Below are 15,306 nucleotides of genomic sequence, written 5' to 3' on the forward strand. Positions count from 1 at the left end.
TGCGAACACCCTCCCGCTCTCATGATCGTCTCTCCGACCCGCGCCCTCCTTGTTCTCGTCCTGGCACTTCTGTTTCCCACGCTCTCCGTCCTGGCCGCCGCCACCACCTGGGATTTCGCCTCGCTGCAGACACCGCCTCGCGTTCATGACGCGCCCGCCGCTTACCGGCAGGCTCTCGAAGCCGCCAACGCGGCGACTGCCGCCGCTTCCGAATCCCAACCTGCCACCGCCCCGCTGCCGGAAGGTGTCCGCGCCTTCGCCTTCGAAGGACTTTCATGGAAGGGCAACCCGACGCGCGTGTTTGCATTTTACGGCGCGCCTGCCGGAGCCACGCCTGCCCAACCGGTGCCCGGCATCGTGCTCGTTCACGGCGCGGGTGGCACCGCTTTCGCCAAGTGGGTAAAGTTATGGAACGATCGTGGCTACGCCGCCATCGCCTTTGATCACGACGGCGGCATTCCCGTCGGCAAATACAGCCACTGGCAGCGCAATCCCGAATATCCCGGCCCCCGGCGCGTCGGCATCGGCGACATCGGCCAGCCTCCCGTCGACCAGTGGATGTATCACGCCGTCGCAGACACGATCCTTGCCCATTCGCTGCTCGCGTCTTTTCCCGAAGTGGACGCGGAGCGGATCGGCAGCACGGGCATCTCTTACGGCGCAGTGATCTTGTCCAATGTTGCCGGCATCGACACACGCCTGAAGTTTGCCGTGCCGGTTTACGGCTGCGGCTATATCTCCGAAAACGAGGATGACGGCTCTCGCTTCATCGACTCGAAAGCGCCGTGGGAAAAATCCGGCAATCGCGTCACCATCTGGCGCGCACTCTGGGATCCGAAAAACCGTCTGCCCCAGGCACGCGTCCCGATGCTCTGGCTCAACGGCACCAACGACTTTGCCTTCGCCCTGAGTGCCTGGCAGCGCTCGTATCGCGCCGCGCCCGGCACGCAGGCGATATGCCTGCGTGTGCGCATGACGCATGCCCACGGCGCACCCGGCGAGAACCCGGAAGAAATCCGCGCCTTTGCCGACAGCATCGTCAACGGCGGCCGTCCGCTCGTCCGCATCACCGGCCAAGGCCGCGAAGGTCCGGACGCATGGGTCACGTGGCAATCCGCCACGCCGCTGCGGCAAGCCCGACTCAACTTCACCCGCACCGCCACCGGCCGCTGGCAGGACCGCGTGTGGGAAACCCTGCCCGCAATGATTGATATCACGGCCTCACGCGTCTCCGCCACGCTCCCGGCCGACGCGGCGGTTTATTTCTTCAATCTGATCGACGACCGCGACCTGATCGTGAGCAGCGAACATGTGACGATGGAATCGGGCAACCCCTGATTGACGACTCCGCCGCCATCGAGTGCACATGTTCCCGCATGGGGACCAGGCCGGGTATCTGTCAACCAAGAGAGCCCCTGAATAATTTGAACAGAAGAGAACGAAGGCCCGCTGGTGGCTGGTGGAAGATCAGGTGCGGGTTACGGTTCTGTTATAAAACTCCGGATACAAGAGGAGTGACAGAAACCGGAAACATCTTCGTTATCTTCTTACCTTCTGTTCAATAGATTGGCCGGTTTTGGTGTTTTTCAAGAGATGGGTTTGATTTTTGCTATCATGACTTGACTGTCAAGTAACCTCTCCATTTACCCCGCCCCGGCTTGCCGGCACCTTCTTCGCTGAAAACTCCGAACGTCAGACCCTGAACCCGAAACTGAAGCGAAGTGTCATGTTTACCATCGGCATCGATTACGGCACCAACTCCGTCCGCGCTCTCGTCGTGCGCTGCGCCGACGGCGCGGAACTCGGCACCGCCGTCTACAACTACCCCTCCGGCGAACAGGGCGTGATTCTCGATCCCCGCGATCATCTCCTCGCTCGCCAGCATCCGGGCGATTACCTGCTCGGGCTCGAAAAATCCGTCCGCGCCGCCCTCGCCGCCGCCCGCAAGGCGCACGCGGATTTCGATGCCCGCAAGGTCATCGGCATCGGTGTGGACGCCACCGGCTCCAGTCCGCTGCCGGTGGATCGCCACAACGCCGCCCTCGGCACGCTCTCCAAATGGCGCGACAACCCGCACGCGCAATGCTGGCTCTGGAAGGACCACACCAGTCACCGCGAAGCCGCCCGCATCACCGCCACCGCCGCGCAGCACCGCCCGCATTTTATCGCCAAATGCGGCAACACCTATTCCTCCGAATGGTTCTGGTCAAAGATCTGGCGCTGCCTCAACACCGCACCGAAGGTCTTTGCCGATGCGTATTCGTGGGTGGAACTCACCGACTGGATTCCCTCCGTCCTCGCCGGCGTGCGCGACCCGCGCGAAATCAAACGCGGCATCTGCTGCGCCGGACACAAATCCCTCTACGCCGAAGACTGGGGCGGCCTCCCCGACAAGGAGTTTCTCGCGATGCTCGATCCGAAGCTCGCCGACCTCCGCGACCGCCTCTACACCACCGCCCACGACGCCACCACCGCCGCCGGCGTCCTCTGCCCCGAGTGGGCGCGCAAGCTCGGCCTGCCCGCCGGCATTCCCGTCGCCATCGGCGAAATGGATGTCCACTACGGCTCCATCGGCAGCGGCATCACCGAAGGCGCGCTCGTCAAGGTCATCGGCACCTCCACCTGCGATTGCGCCGTCGTCTCCGCGGCCAAAAAAGTCGCCGACATTCCCGGCATCTGCGGCATCGTCAAGGGCGCCATCCTCCCCGGCTACTACGGCATCGAGGCCGGCCAGTCCGCTGTCGGCGACATTTTCAAATGGTTCGTCGAACGCGTGCTCGGCGGCGCTTCCCTCCACACCCTGCTCACCGCCGAGGCGGCGAAACTGAAGCCCGGCAAAAGCGGCCTGCTCGCCCTCGACTGGAACAACGGCAACCGCACCATCCTCGTCGACCAGCGCCTCACCGGCCTGCTCCTCGGCCAGACGCTCTACACGACCCCCGCCGAAATCTACCGGGCGCTCATCGAGGCCACCGCCTTCGGCGCCCGCGCCATCATCGAACGCATCCGCGAGTACGGCGTGCCGATCACCCGCTGCATCTGCGCCGGCGGCATCGCCGAGAAAAATCCGCTGCTCACGCAGATCTACGCCGACGTCACCGGCCTGCCCATGTACATCGCCGGTTCCGCCCAGGCGTGCGCGCTCGGCGGAGCCGTCAGCGCCGCCGTCCTCGCCGGCGCGCACAAGGATTTCGCCACGGCCCAGAAAAAAATGACGCGCCTGAAAAAAACCGTCTGCCGCCCCCGCCCCGCCGCGCACAAGACCTACAACCGGCTCTACTCCCTGTATCGCCAGCTCCACGACAGCTTCGGCGGTATCGAAAAATCCTCCGACCTCTTCGCCGTCATGAAAGACCTCCTCGCGATCAAGGAAGCGACCTGATCCGAAACGCCTGACACTCTCCCATGAAACACCTCGCCTCTCCCGAAATCTGGTTTGTCTGCGGTTCGCAGCACCTTTACGGCCCCGGTCCGCTCCGGCAGGTCGCGGCCAACGCGCGTGAAATCGCCACCGCGCTCGGCGCCTCGAAGCGGATCGGCGGCGCCCGCATCGTCTACAAGGCGCTGGTCACCACGCCGGACGAAATCACCGCCCTCATGCTCGAGGCCAACGCAGTGCAAGCCTGCGCCGGCCTCATCTTCTGGATGCACACGTTTTCCCCCTCCAAAATGTGGATACGCGGGCTCACCGCGCTGAAAAAACCCTTTCTCCACCTGCACACGCAGTTCAACCGCGACCTGCCGTGGTCCACAATCGACATGGATTTCATGAACCTCAACCAGGCCGCCCACGGCGACCGCGAAGCCGGGTTCATCCACACACGCCTCCGCCTCGAACGGAAGGTCGTCGTCGGCCACTGGAGCGAGCCCGAGGTGCAGGATCGCATCGACGCCTGGGCTCGCGCTGCCCGCGCCTGGCACGACTGGCAGGGCGCCCGCTTCGTCCGCCTCGACGACAACATGCGCCAGGTGGCCGTCACCGACGGCGACAAGGTCGGCGCCGAAATCCGCTTCGGATTTTCGGTCAACAGCTACGGCATCGGCGACCTCGTCGCGCACGTCGATGCCGTGTCCGAAAAAGCTGTCGACACGCTCGTCGCCGAGTACGCGGCCACCTTCACTCTGGCCCCTGCCCTGCGCAAGGGCGGCGCCCGCCATGCCTCGCTCCGGGACGGCGCCCGCATCGAACTCGGCCTGCGCGCCTTCCTCGACGAGACCGGGTCCAAAGGTTTTACGACCACCTTCGAAGTTCTCCACGGCCTCAAACAGCTTCCCGGCCTCGCCGTGCAACGCCTGATGGCCGACGGCTACGGTTTCGCCGGCGAAGGCGACTGGAAGACCGCCGCGCTCGTCCGCGCCATGAAGGTCATCGGCCACGGCCTCAAGGGCGGCACGTCCTTCATGGAGGACTACACTTACCACCTCGACCCGGGAAACCCGCTCGTGCTCGGCTCGCACATGCTCGAAGTCTGCCCGAGCATCGCCGGTTCGTCAGGATCGTCAGTAAAACCCTCCGTCGAAGTCCACCCGCTCGGCATCGGCGGCAAGGAGGACCCGGTGCGGCTCGTGTTCACCGCCCCCGCCGGCGATGCGCTCAACGCCTCGCTGATCGACCTCGGCAACCACTTCCGGCTCATCGTCAACGAAGTCACCGCGATCCGCCCGCCGAAACCGCTGCCGAAGCTCCCGGTCGCCCGCGCCGTCTGGAAATGCCTGCCCGATTTCCGGACCGCCTGCGCCGCGTGGATTCATGCCGGCGGCGCGCACCACACCGGTTTCAGCTACGCCGTCAAAACCGAACACCTCGAAGACCTCGCCGCGATCGCCGGCATCGAGCTGGTGGTCATCGACCGCGACACCCGCCTGCGCGAATTCAGAAATCAACTACGACAGAACGACCTCTGGTATACGATCGCCCAAGGTCTGCGAAACTGACGGAAGGGCGACAACCTTCCACTCCCGCCCATGTACACCGAACTCAAACGCGAGGCTTACGAGGCCAATCTCGCGTTGCCGAAACACGGCCTCATCAACCTCACCTTCGGCAATGCCAGCGCCATCGACCGCGCCCGCGGCGTCTTTGCGATCAAGCCGAGCGGCGTGGATTACGCGGAGCTCAGGCCCGAAGACATGGTGCTGATCGACCTCGACGGCCATGCGGTCGAACCCGACAACCGGCTCCGTCCCTCCTCCGATACGCCGACGCACCGGCGGCTGTTTCTGGCCTTCCCGGAAATCGGCGGGGTCGTCCACACGCACTCCACGCACGCCACCGCCTTCGCCCAGGCCGGCCGCGAGATCCCGATTTTCGGCACCACGCACGCCGACTATTTTTTCGGCAATATCCCGGTGACGCGCAAGATGACCGCGGCCGAAATCGGCGGCGGCGCCTACGAATGGGAAACGGGTAACGTCATCGTCGAGCGTTTCGCCGTCGGCAACCCGCCGCCCGCCGTGCCCGGTCCGCTGTCGCCGCTCGATTTTCCCGCCGTGCTCGTCAACCGCCACGCGCCGTTTACCTGGAGCCCGACAGTGGCGAAGGCCGTCGAGGTCGCCGTGGCCGTCGAGTGCATCGCGCAGATGGCCCGCATGAGCCTGCAACTCGAACCCGCGCTCGCCACCATCGAGCCGGCGCTTCTCGAAAAACACTTCCACCGCAAACACGGGCCGAGCGCCTATTACGGGCAACCGGCAGGCCCCGCCCGGCAATCCTGATTCCCGCGCGCCTTTCCTGCCGCGGCTCCGGCCGGGCGCGGCGCGGCTTCCGCCTGCCCCACGTGGCTGATCAGGAACGAGGCATCTCCTTTTCGATGCCAAAGAACTCCGAAGCCCAAAAATTAATCCCGGGATCTTGCATTTTTCAATAATGAGACTCAGTATCATAAAATTCCATCCGATTCTGTGTCTACCACCGAGAACAACCGCCATATACTCGCCAAAGCGGATGATGGCGCCCATCTGCTTGAAGAATGCCGGCTTGACCGTTTTCATCCCGTGCTCGCGCCGGTCGCGGCCGCCGAGTCGCAACCGGCCGGCTGGACCAATGTATTTCTGATTGCCCTGGGCATCGGCGGGGCAAGCCGCTGGTACCGCCATCCTCGGCCCGGGAATGAACCGCCCTCCCCCTCCGCCGCCAGCGGCGAATCCGCGGCCGGGTGCATTCTGGATCGTCACCAGTTCGCGGCCTTTCCTGCCGGGCCTGACTTGCAGGTCAGCCGGGCCGGCGGACCGACCGGGCATTTTCTCGTCTGGCGTTTTCGCATGGATGCCATGCGCGCCATCCGTTCGGTGCTGGGCAGCGGTCCTCCGCAACCGCCGGCCCATCCGGGCACGCCGGGGCTTGCAGGGCAATCATGGCCGATTGTCGGTCCGCTGCCGATGTCGGCCGCGCTGCGCTCGCTCGCCTTGTCCCTGCGCACGCCGCCCGCCGGTCCGATGCAGACGCTCTGGTATGGCGCCAAGCTGCTGGAGCTCATCGCCCTGCTGGCGCCCCCTTCCGCCAGCCGACTGCCGGACCCGCGCAACGACGGCACTTCCTCAGCTCATCCCCGCCTGCATCCCGCAGTGCAGAAGGCGGTCGGATTCATCCAGGATGCGTTCGCAAGTCCGCTCACGCTCGCCGAGATCGCTAGGGCGGCCGGCGTCAGCCCCACCCACCTCAGCCACCTGTTTTCCACCGAACTCGGGGAAACGCTCACCAGCTACCTGCGCCGCACCCGCATCGAGCACGCGGCGCAATTGATCCAGAGCGGCGATTGCAACGTCACCGAAGCCGCGATGTCCGTCGGCTATTCGAGCCTGGGCCAATTCAGCCAGGCGTTTCGCGCGCGCTTCGGGCACTCGCCCGGCAAGCACCGCCGGCTTCTCCGGAATTGATACCGGTGTCCCGGATGTTTCTGATTTTACACAAAGGCCGCAAAGGACGCGAAGAAGGTAACTGGCAATTCTTCGCGCTCTTTGCGGCCTTGGTGTAAAAATCCGAAAGGATTTGAGGCTTCGGTATAAACAACCCGGCCCCGTTGCCGGTTTTCCTGTGCAGGGGAAGCGGTGGCCGCGAACAGGATCACCAAGGTGCAAAGTGGCACGGGCATCTTGCCCGTGTGGCCGGAGGGCGGCGCTTCGCGCCGTCCACGGGCAAGATGCCCGTGCCACTTTCCTCTGGCCCGTTCTCCAGCCGGATCGCCGCGCTTTTCAGCGGCTGGCGTAGTAGGCGTTGATCTTGTCGGCCACGTCGCGGAAGCCGATGTCTTCGCTGTAGATCAGCTTGAACTCGTTGATCGCGTCATCGGTGCGACCCATCGACTCGTAACATTCGGCAAGCTGATAGATCACGTCCTTCTTGAGATCGTCCATGACGCCGAGCTCGCTCTTGGCAGTCTGGAACTGGGCGATGGCAAGATCGTACATGCGACGGGCCTTGAAGCTCTTGCCCATGCCCGCCAGCGCGTGGATGCGCACTTTCGGGTTCTTCTGCGCCTGCTGGTAGTTGGCGATGGCGTTTTCGTACTCGCCGGCGTCGTAGTAAAGATTGGCGAGGGTGAAACGGGCTCCGTAGTCGTTCGGGTAGCGCTCGCAATAATCCTTGGCGTCGGCGAGGCGGAAGCGGGAAAGCTCGGCTTTCACCTTTTCAAGGGCTTCGGCGGCGGAAGCGTCGTCGGGATTGGCGGCGACCGTTTTTTCCGCAGCAGCAACTTCTTCCTCAAGGAGCTCGATCCGAAGCTCGGCTTCGAGCTTCTCGAAGGCGGAATCCGAAGCGGCGCTCGGCAACTGGCGGGCCTTGCGCACCCATTCGAGCGCGGAGGTCGCGTCTTCGAGGCGGCGGTAACCCTCGATGATGCTGCGCAGATGATTGAGATTTTCCGGCTGCTCGGCGTGGCGCTGCTTGGCCTCCTCGATGAGGCGTTCGGTCATCTCGGCCGAGGTGACGACCTTGGCCGCCTGCTCGAGCGACACGGCCTGTTTCTCGTCGCGCAGTTTCTCGCGGAAGGAGGCCTTGGACTCCCAGTTGCCCTTGTTCATCGTCTGGGCGACAGATGCCCGGCGCATGAGCGCGAGCGCCTCGCCATCCTGCGGCTTGTGCCGGAGAAGCTCGTCGGCAACCTGAAGCGCCTCGCGCGGTTTTTTGGCATCCAGCAGTTTTTCTGCGTAGGTAACAAGCGTCTTGTGATCGGCAGGTTGCAGATCGCGAATGCATTCCCAGGCAAAAGCGGCCGTTTCGATGAGGCCGAGGGAGGCAGCCGCGTCGGACATCTGCTTGAGGGCAGAAATATTGGTCGGGTCGGCGATCAGCATCCGCTCGGTGTTTTCAAGCACCTTGGCGGGGTCTTTCTTGCTGCCGAAGAGGAAGCCGACCGAGGTCACCGAGCCGAGCGCCTTGGCGAGAACCTTGTTTTTGGATTCGAGCCGCTTCATCAGCGCAACGCGCTGGAGACGCCGGACCTGCAGGCATCCCGGCTCGGCTTTCAGAACCTGGGAAGCGAGCTCGACGACGTAGTCGAAGTTGCCGCGCTGGAGAGCGATCTGCGCATTTTCAACCTGCTTCTGCAGGCGTTGGTCAAGTGAGGAAACCGGGATCTCTTGCATAGGGGGAATGGGGTAAGAAATCCGCATCACTGCACGGGGTCAATCCCGTTCGTGAAATGTTGACCCGCTAACAGGCGATTTCATGTCCGGCCAACCGGAGTTTACCGACGGGCCGGCAGACCCCGGAATGTACCTTTGCCGTCACAGCACCGCCAGCTCCTGGCGGGCGGCGGCTTCGAGTTCCTCGAGGCCACGCAGGGTTTCCGCTTCGTCGGGAGCTTCGACGAGCAGGCGCAATCTGGCTTCGGTGCCGGAAAAACGCACCAGCACGCGGCCGCGGCCGGCGAGGCGTTTTTCGATGGAGCCGATCGCAGCGGCGAGGCCGGGCAACTCTTCCAGCGGGCGACGCTCGCGAACGCGAAGATTGCGGGTGCCTTGGGGGAATTTTTGCAGGATCCGGCGCAGTCCGGAAAGCGGGCGGCCCGTCTCGCGCATCACGCCGAGGATGCTGAGGGCGGCGACCAGGCCGTCGCCGGTGGGAGAGACATCGGAGCAGACGATGTGGCCGCTGGATTCACCGCCGAGGTTGGCGCCGGTGCGGCGCATCTGCTCGAGCACGTAACGATCGCCGACCGGTGTGCGCAGGATGCGGCCGCCGGCAGCCTGCACGGCCCGGTCCACGCCGAGATTGCTCTGGACCGTGATGACGAGGGTGTTTTGCGCGAGCCGGCCCCGGGCGAGCGCGTGGGTGGCGAGGATGGTGAGCAGTTCGTCGCCATCGAGCACCGCGCCGGTTTCGTCGCACAGCACACAGCGGTCGCCGTCGCCATCGTGGGCCACGCCGAGCCGGGCGCCGGTGGCGCGCACGGCGGCGGCCATCGCTTCGGGATGTTCGCTGCCGACGCCGGCATTGATGTTGGCGCCGTCGGGCCGGTCGCCGAGCGGGACCACTTCCGCGCCGAGCCCGCGCAGGACGGCGGCGCTGGTCAGGCAAGTGGCGCCGTTGGCCGTATCGAGCACGATTTTCCAGCCGGCAAGCGAGCGGGCGGGCAGCAGGCGCGAGAGCGCGGCGCAATAGTCCATGATCCCGTCCTCCCCGGCGACGAGCGTGGCGGGGCCGGAGGCGGGCATGCCCGCGAGGAATGCGGAGGTATCGTCGGGCAGCAGCGCCTCGATCTCGCACTCGTCCTCGTCAACGAGCTTGGAGCCGCCGGCGGAAAAAAACTTGATGCCGTTGTCGGCCGCCGGGTTGTGCGAGGCGGTGATGACGACGCCGAGCGAGGCGCCGCCGGTCAGGACGGCGCGGGCCACGGCCGGCGTGGGCAGGATGCCGAGCGACACGGGTCGCAGCCCGGCGGCGGCGATCCCCGCCGCCAGCGCATGGAGCAGACGCTGGCCGGAGCCGCGGGTGTCGCGGCCGATGAGAACGCGGCCGTCCCCCTGCCCCGCTTTCCGTGCCCGCGTGGCGGCGGCGAAGCCCAGGCGGGCGGCGAATGTTTCGTTGATGACGGAGCCGCCGTAGGGCCCGCGGACTCCGTCGGTGCCAAAATACTGGCGCTTCATGTATGGTAAAATTCGCGCGTCGCCGCAATGCGGGCCTTCACCGCGCCGCCGAGGAGAAGCTCCCGGGCGAGTCCCGCGCCATCGGCCACCGCATCCACCTTGCCGGTGATCCAGAGCGCCGTTGCCGCGTTGAACACGATCGTCTCGGCCAGGCCGGCCGGAGCCCGGCCGGCGAGGAGCGCCTCGACGATCGCGAGGTTGTGCTCGAGATCGCCGCCGAGCAGATCGGCGAGCGGCGATTCGCGCAGGCCGTGGTCGGTGGCGCGCCAGATGCCGTCCACGTCGGCGAGCCGGCCGATGCCGCGCACGCGGTTGGGGCCGGTGGTCGTGAGTTCGTCGATACCGCGCGCGGCGCCGTCGGCGGCGGGCTCGAGAATCGAGTGGGCGGAGAGGCCGGCGCGCGTGCCGAGCAGCGTGTGGACTTCCGCCAGGAGCGGCACCCATTTTTGGGAAAATACGCCGAGCAGGATGTGCGCGGGGCGGCCCGGATTGATCAGCGGACCGAGGATGTTGAAGATCGAGCGCCGGCCCCGGGCCGCGAGGAGCTTGCGCGCCGGGGCGATGTGGCGGAAGGCCGGGTGATAGGCGGGAGCGTAGAAAAACGCGAAGCCGAGCTGCTCGAGCGAATCGCGGAGCTTTTCGGGCGGAGCCTCGATGTCGACGCCGAGGCCGGTGAGCAGATCGGCGCTCCCGCATTTGGAGGTGATGCCGCGGTTGCCGTGCTTCATCACCGGCACGCCCGCGCAGGCGAGCGTGAAGACGACCATGCTGGAAATATTGAACGCTCCGGCGTGATCACCGCCGGTGCCGACCACGTCGATGGCCCGATCCGCCCATTTTTCGACGCCGGGATTGATGGCGCGCTCGCGAAAGGCGCGGGCGAAGGCGGCGACCTCGCCGGCGGTTTCCCCTTTTTCGGCGAGCGCCGAGAGAAACGCGGCCTTTTCCTCGTCAGCGGTCCCGGAGCCGGTGAGGGCGGTGGCAGCGGCGTCCACTTCCTTGTCGGTGAGGGAGTGTTGTGCGGCGAGACGTTCGGTGAAATCCGCAAGCAGAGTCATTTGGCGCAGAAAGCGCGATCCGCCCGACGGGGAAAAGAAAAAAATCCGTCGCCGTGCGTGACGAGGTGCAATCGGAAGGGGGGAATGCCGGATTGGCAGAAAAAGTGGCACGGGCATCCCTGCCCGTGGACGGCGCGTAGCGCCGCCCCCGCCCCCCTCCTCCGGTCCCGCTCCCGGGAACACACGGGCTGGAAGCCCGTGCCACGTCGGAATCATGGGCAGGATGCCCATGCCACGGCCTTTCCCGCCCTCACTTGCCGGGCGGGGGTGGCGGGATGATGGGCTTGTTGGACTGGATCTGCTTGATGAAGTTTTGCGCGTTGTCCACCTGCTCGGCGTCGAAGAAGCCGTGGAGCTGGCGGATGCGCGTCGGGTGGCGCATCTTTCTCAACGCCTTCGCCTCGATCTGGCGGATGCGCTCGCGCGTCACCTTGAACTGCTTGCCGACTTCCTCGAGCGTGCGGCTGTAGCCGTCCACCAGGCCGAAACGCAGCGAGAGCACCTTGCGCTCGCGCTCGGTGAGCGAGTCGAGCACGTCGATGATCTTTTCGCGGAGCAGCGAGTAGGCCGTCATGTCGTACGGGTTTTCCGCGGACTTGTCCTCGATGAAATCGCCGAAGCTGGTGTCGTCGCCGTCGCCGACGGGGCTTTGCAGCGAGATGGGCTGCTGCGCCATCTTCATGATCTGCTGCACGCGCTCGACAGGCAGGTTCATCTCGTCGGCGACTTCCTCGGGCGTGGGCTCGTGGCCGAATTCCTGGAGGAGCTGTTTCTGGACCTGCATCACCTTGTTGAGCGTCTCGATCATGTGGACCGGGATGCGGATGGTGCGGGCCTGGTCGGCGATGGAACGGGTGATGGCCTGGCGAATCCACCACGTGGCGTAGGTCGAGAACTTGTAGCCGCGGCGGTATTCGAATTTTTCCACCGCCTTCATCAGGCCCATGTTGCCTTCCTGGATGAGGTCGAGGAACGAGAGGCCGCGATTGGTGTATTTTTTCGCGATGGAGATCACGAGGCGCAGGTTGGCCTCGACCATCTCGGTCTTGGCCTGGTGGGCCTCGCGGATGTGGACGTTGGTCTTGCGGACGACTTCGAGAAATTCGCCAGGCTCGATCCGGTGCTCGGCCTCGATCTGCTGGAGACGGACGTTGATCGCCTTGGTGTCGATCGCCGCGTCCTTCTTCGTCTTCGGCGTTTTGGCGCGGGCGAGCTGGGCCTGGAGCTGCTCGATCTCGCTGAGGACGGGGCGGACCGTTTCCAGCCACTCCTCGTAAACCTTCAGCTTGAAAAAGAATTTCGAAAAATTGGAACGCAGGACCGTCTCGCGCTTCTTGTGCTTGGAGAGGACTTTTTTCCGGTCGGCGTCGTTGCGGGTCTTCTGGAATTCCTCCCACGAGTCGGTGACGGATTTTTCGTTTTTCTGCGTGGTCTCGACGAGCTTGGGCAGCGCCTTGAAATAGGCGTCGCGGCTTTCGATTTTCTTGTCGATGACGACGCGGTCGAAACGTTCCTCGCGGTCGAGCAGTTTCTGGCCGAGCGTGCCGATGTAGCGGCCGATGATCGAGGCTTCGAAGAGTTCCGTCTGCGCCTTGAGCTCGGCCGTCTCGATGCGCTTGGAAATTTCCACTTCCTGCTCGCGCGTGAGCAGCGGCACCTGGCCCATCTGCTTGAGGTACATCCGGACGGGGTCGTCGAGGATGTCGTTGTTGGTGGTGCGCGACTCCTCCTCCTCCTGCTCTTCCTGGCGCTGCTTGTAGTCCTCGACCTGGTCGGGTTCGAGGATCTCGATTTCGAGGTTTTGCAGGATGGAGAGGACGTTGTCGATTTCCTCCTGGTTTTCTACGGATTCGGGCAGGGCCTCGTTGATGTCGTCGAAGGTCAGGTAACCCTGCTCCTTGGAAAGACGGATGAGATTGCGGATCTTTTCGTTAATGCCGCCGACAGGCAGGTCGGAACCATCCTGCGTCTGCTCGATGGCAGCCTCTACGGCATCGGAGTGTGTGTCTGTGGCGGCGGACTTGGCTTTGCGCGACATGGATTATGTGAGAATAGGACAGGGAGCAGGGAGACGTTCGGAAATGGAGAAACGGACAAGGACAGTGAATCCTGCGAAAAAGGCAAAAAAAGAATCACTGATGTCCGACAAGTATGATCGGGGCCCGCAACTGGCGCTGGAGGTCGGTCCGTTCCCGGATGAGCGCGATGGGGTCGGCGGCCCCCTCCCCGCCCCCCCCGGCAGCCAGCGCAACGTCGATCTGGCGCAGACGCGGCTCGATGGAGCGGGCGCGCAATTTCTGGATCGCCTCAATAGCAACTTTCGATGGATCATCGACTTCCATGCTATCAAAAAGAAGCGAGGCCACCATCGCGCGTTCCTCGTCGGTTTCGAGGAGACCTTCGAGGTGGTCGCGTCCGGGCCATTCGCCGTGCTCGAATTCGGCCAGGAACCGGTTGAGCAGAATGCCCGCCGTGTGAGTGGAATCGATCCATTCGTGCGGCAGACTGATGCTGATCGAGGGCCCGAATTGTTCGAAATGCAGGCAAAGCCAGAGCAGATGATGCTCGGGATTGTGGCCGAAAGCCTGCATGCCGCCGAACGACGGAGCCGCCGCGATCGCCGCGCCGGACCCGCCGCCGGAAGAACCGGAGACGCCGCCCTCCCCTGCCCGGCTGGCGGCAGTCGCGGCCGCGACGGGGCGGAAACGTTCGCCGGTGTGCGCCGCCGCATCGTGCAGGAGCGCCGCCTCGTCCACCCGCAGGAACACGGCGGCCTCCTTGAGGAAAGCGGCGCGCACCACGTGCGACTCGGCGTGATTGACGATGCCGCGGACCTCCTGGGCGGCGCGGGCTTTTTGTTCGGCGGAGGCATGGACCGCATCCGGCAAGATCGCCCGGCAGGCGAACGCCATCGGGCCGAGCGCGCTGCCGCGCAGGTCCTCGTAAGCGGCGAGGCCGCGTTCGAGAAACAGCACGTCGGGGTCGATCTTCGCATCGCCGGCAGCGGCGAGGAAACGGACTTCGAGTCCGGCCTTGAGCGCCATCGGCAAAAAACGCAGCGCGGCGGCGCGACCGGCCTTGTCGCCATCGAAAAAACACTCCACCTGCGAATGGTAGCGGCGCAGGAGATGCAGTTGCTGTTCGGTGATGGCCGTGCCTTGCGGCGCGATGGCGGTCTTGATGCCGACGGACCACGAGCGGAGCGCGTCGAGCTGGCCCTCGACCATGACAAACGGATGTCCGTCCTTCGCGTGCTGGCGGGCGCGGTCGAGGTTGAAGAGCAGGTGGCCCTTGGTGAAGATCGGCGTCTCGCTGGAGTTGACGTATTTGGCTTCGTGTGACGGATCGTCCTTCGGCGTGAGGTCGGTCTGGCGGGCGGTGAACGCGACCACGCGCCCCTGGTGATCGCGGATCGGAATCATGAGCCGTCCGCGAAAACGCGGACGCATCGTGCCGAGCGTGGGCAGCGCGCCGTCGCGCACGTAGAACAGGCTGCTCTGGCGGATGGCGTCTTCCGAAAACCCTTTTTTGAGCACCGCCGCCGCGAGGCCGCTGCCCTGGGCGTCGGTCGCGCCGATGCGAAATTCGTCGGCCAGCTCCATCGAGAAGCGGCGGCGCTCCGTCCAGTACTCGCGCATGTAGTCGCCGGCGGGGCCTTTTTCCCGAAAGACCTGGTGGAGGTGCTCGGCGGCGAGATCGTGCAGATCGAACAATTCCTGGCGCAGCGAACGTTCCTCGCGCGACGGGCCGCCGCTGCCTTCCTCGTATTCGATGGGCACGCCGAAACGCTTGCCGAGCGTCTCGACGGCTTCGGTGAAGGTGAGCTGCTCCGTCTCGCGGACGAAGGTGATGATGTCGCCCGCCTTGCCCGTGGAGAAACACTTGTAAAACCCCTTGTCCGGCGAGACGTAGAACGAGGGCGTCTTTTCCTGGGTGAACGGGCTGAGCCCCTTGAACTGCGAACCGGCCTTGCGCAGCGTGACGACGCGCCCGACCACATCGACGATGTTGATCCGGAGCTTCAGGTCGCGAAGACAGGTGGGCTTGATGACTGGCATGGCTTACCGGGAGAAGGGAGCCCACGAAACACACGAAAAGACACGAAAAAAATCCGGAAAAGACCGGTTTTGATTTCCGGTTTTCCTGACGTGTGTTTCGTGGG

Annotated in this window: 10 protein-coding genes; 5 read left to right on the forward strand and 5 right to left on the reverse strand. The window is 64.7% G+C overall.

The annotated features are described in order from the left end of the window. Positions 1–21: 21 nt before the first annotated feature. The 5 genes from OPIT5_28300 to OPIT5_28320 all read left to right on the forward strand — a co-directional run bounded on the left by OPIT5_28300 (position 22) and on the right by OPIT5_28320 (position 6,876). On the forward strand, positions 22–1,338 hold the full coding sequence (locus OPIT5_28300) for an acetyl xylan esterase (GenBank protein ID AHF93526.1): 1,317 nt from the start codon (positions 22–24) through the stop codon (positions 1,336–1,338). Positions 1,339–1,726: 388 nt separating this feature from the next. Beyond that, positions 1,727–3,382 (forward strand): L-ribulokinase, encoded by a 1,656-nt coding sequence (locus tag OPIT5_28305; protein AHF93527.1) that lies wholly within the window; start codon positions 1,727–1,729, stop codon positions 3,380–3,382. 23 nt (positions 3,383–3,405) lie between these two features. After that, a complete protein-coding gene (locus tag OPIT5_28310; GenBank protein ID AHF93528.1) occupies positions 3,406–4,935 on the forward strand; it encodes an arabinose isomerase in 1,530 nt (509 codons plus the stop codon). Between the two features lie 30 nt (positions 4,936–4,965). Continuing rightward, complete coding sequence (araD, locus tag OPIT5_28315) at positions 4,966–5,715, forward strand: L-ribulose-5-phosphate 4-epimerase (protein AHF93529.1); 750 nt, start codon at positions 4,966–4,968, stop codon at positions 5,713–5,715. 186 nt (positions 5,716–5,901) lie between these two features. Further along, complete coding sequence (locus OPIT5_28320; GenBank protein AHF93530.1) at positions 5,902–6,876, forward strand: AraC family transcriptional regulator; 975 nt, start codon at positions 5,902–5,904, stop codon at positions 6,874–6,876. Between the two features lie 315 nt (positions 6,877–7,191). Here the strand turns inward: OPIT5_28320 and OPIT5_28330 are convergent, their stop codons facing one another. The 5 genes from OPIT5_28330 to OPIT5_28350 all read right to left on the reverse strand — a co-directional run bounded on the left by OPIT5_28330 (position 7,192) and on the right by OPIT5_28350 (position 15,202). Beyond that, on the reverse strand, positions 7,192–8,583 hold the full coding sequence (locus OPIT5_28330) for a hypothetical protein (GenBank protein AHF93531.1): 1,392 nt from the start codon (positions 8,581–8,583) through the stop codon (positions 7,192–7,194). A gap of 141 nt (positions 8,584–8,724) precedes the next feature. Beyond that, a complete protein-coding gene (locus OPIT5_28335; GenBank protein ID AHF93532.1) occupies positions 8,725–10,086 on the reverse strand; it encodes a phosphoglucosamine mutase in 1,362 nt (453 codons plus the stop codon). Next, positions 10,083–11,144, reverse strand: a complete 1,062-nt coding sequence (locus OPIT5_28340; GenBank protein AHF93533.1) for an anthranilate phosphoribosyltransferase — start codon at positions 11,142–11,144, stop codon at positions 10,083–10,085. The genes OPIT5_28335 and OPIT5_28340 overlap by 4 nt, the downstream gene beginning before the upstream one ends. Positions 11,145–11,394: 250 nt before the next feature. Continuing rightward, a complete protein-coding gene (locus OPIT5_28345) occupies positions 11,395–13,182 on the reverse strand; it encodes an RNA polymerase sigma factor RpoD (GenBank protein ID AHF93534.1) in 1,788 nt (595 codons plus the stop codon). A 94-nt stretch (positions 13,183–13,276) separates the two neighbouring features. After that, complete coding sequence (locus OPIT5_28350; protein AHF93535.1) at positions 13,277–15,202, reverse strand: DNA primase; 1,926 nt, start codon at positions 15,200–15,202, stop codon at positions 13,277–13,279. Positions 15,203–15,306: the final 104 nt, after the last annotated feature.

The organism is Opitutaceae bacterium TAV5, assembly GCA_000242935.3.
Classification (GTDB): domain Bacteria; phylum Verrucomicrobiota; class Verrucomicrobiia; order Opitutales; family Opitutaceae; genus Geminisphaera.

Excerpts from the sequence above, each read along its gene's own strand:
- OPIT5_28300 (AHF93526.1), top strand. The coding sequence starts at position 22 with ATGATCGTCTCTCCGACCCGCGCCCTCCTTGTTCTCGTCCTGGCACTT.
- OPIT5_28305 (AHF93527.1), top strand. The coding sequence starts at position 1,727 with ATGTTTACCATCGGCATCGATTACGGCACCAACTCCGTCCGCGCTCTC.
- OPIT5_28310 (AHF93528.1), top strand. The coding sequence starts at position 3,406 with ATGAAACACCTCGCCTCTCCCGAAATCTGGTTTGTCTGCGGTTCGCAG.
- araD (AHF93529.1), top strand. The coding sequence starts at position 4,966 with ATGTACACCGAACTCAAACGCGAGGCTTACGAGGCCAATCTCGCGTTG.
- OPIT5_28330 (AHF93531.1), bottom strand. The coding sequence starts at position 8,583 with ATGCAAGAGATCCCGGTTTCCTCACTTGACCAACGCCTGCAGAAGCAG.
- OPIT5_28335 (AHF93532.1), bottom strand. The coding sequence starts at position 10,086 with ATGAAGCGCCAGTATTTTGGCACCGACGGAGTCCGCGGGCCCTACGGC.
- OPIT5_28340 (AHF93533.1), bottom strand. The coding sequence starts at position 11,144 with ATGACTCTGCTTGCGGATTTCACCGAACGTCTCGCCGCACAACACTCC.
- OPIT5_28345 (AHF93534.1), bottom strand. The coding sequence starts at position 13,182 with ATGTCGCGCAAAGCCAAGTCCGCCGCCACAGACACACACTCCGATGCC.
- OPIT5_28350 (AHF93535.1), bottom strand. The coding sequence starts at position 15,202 with ATGCCAGTCATCAAGCCCACCTGTCTTCGCGACCTGAAGCTCCGGATC.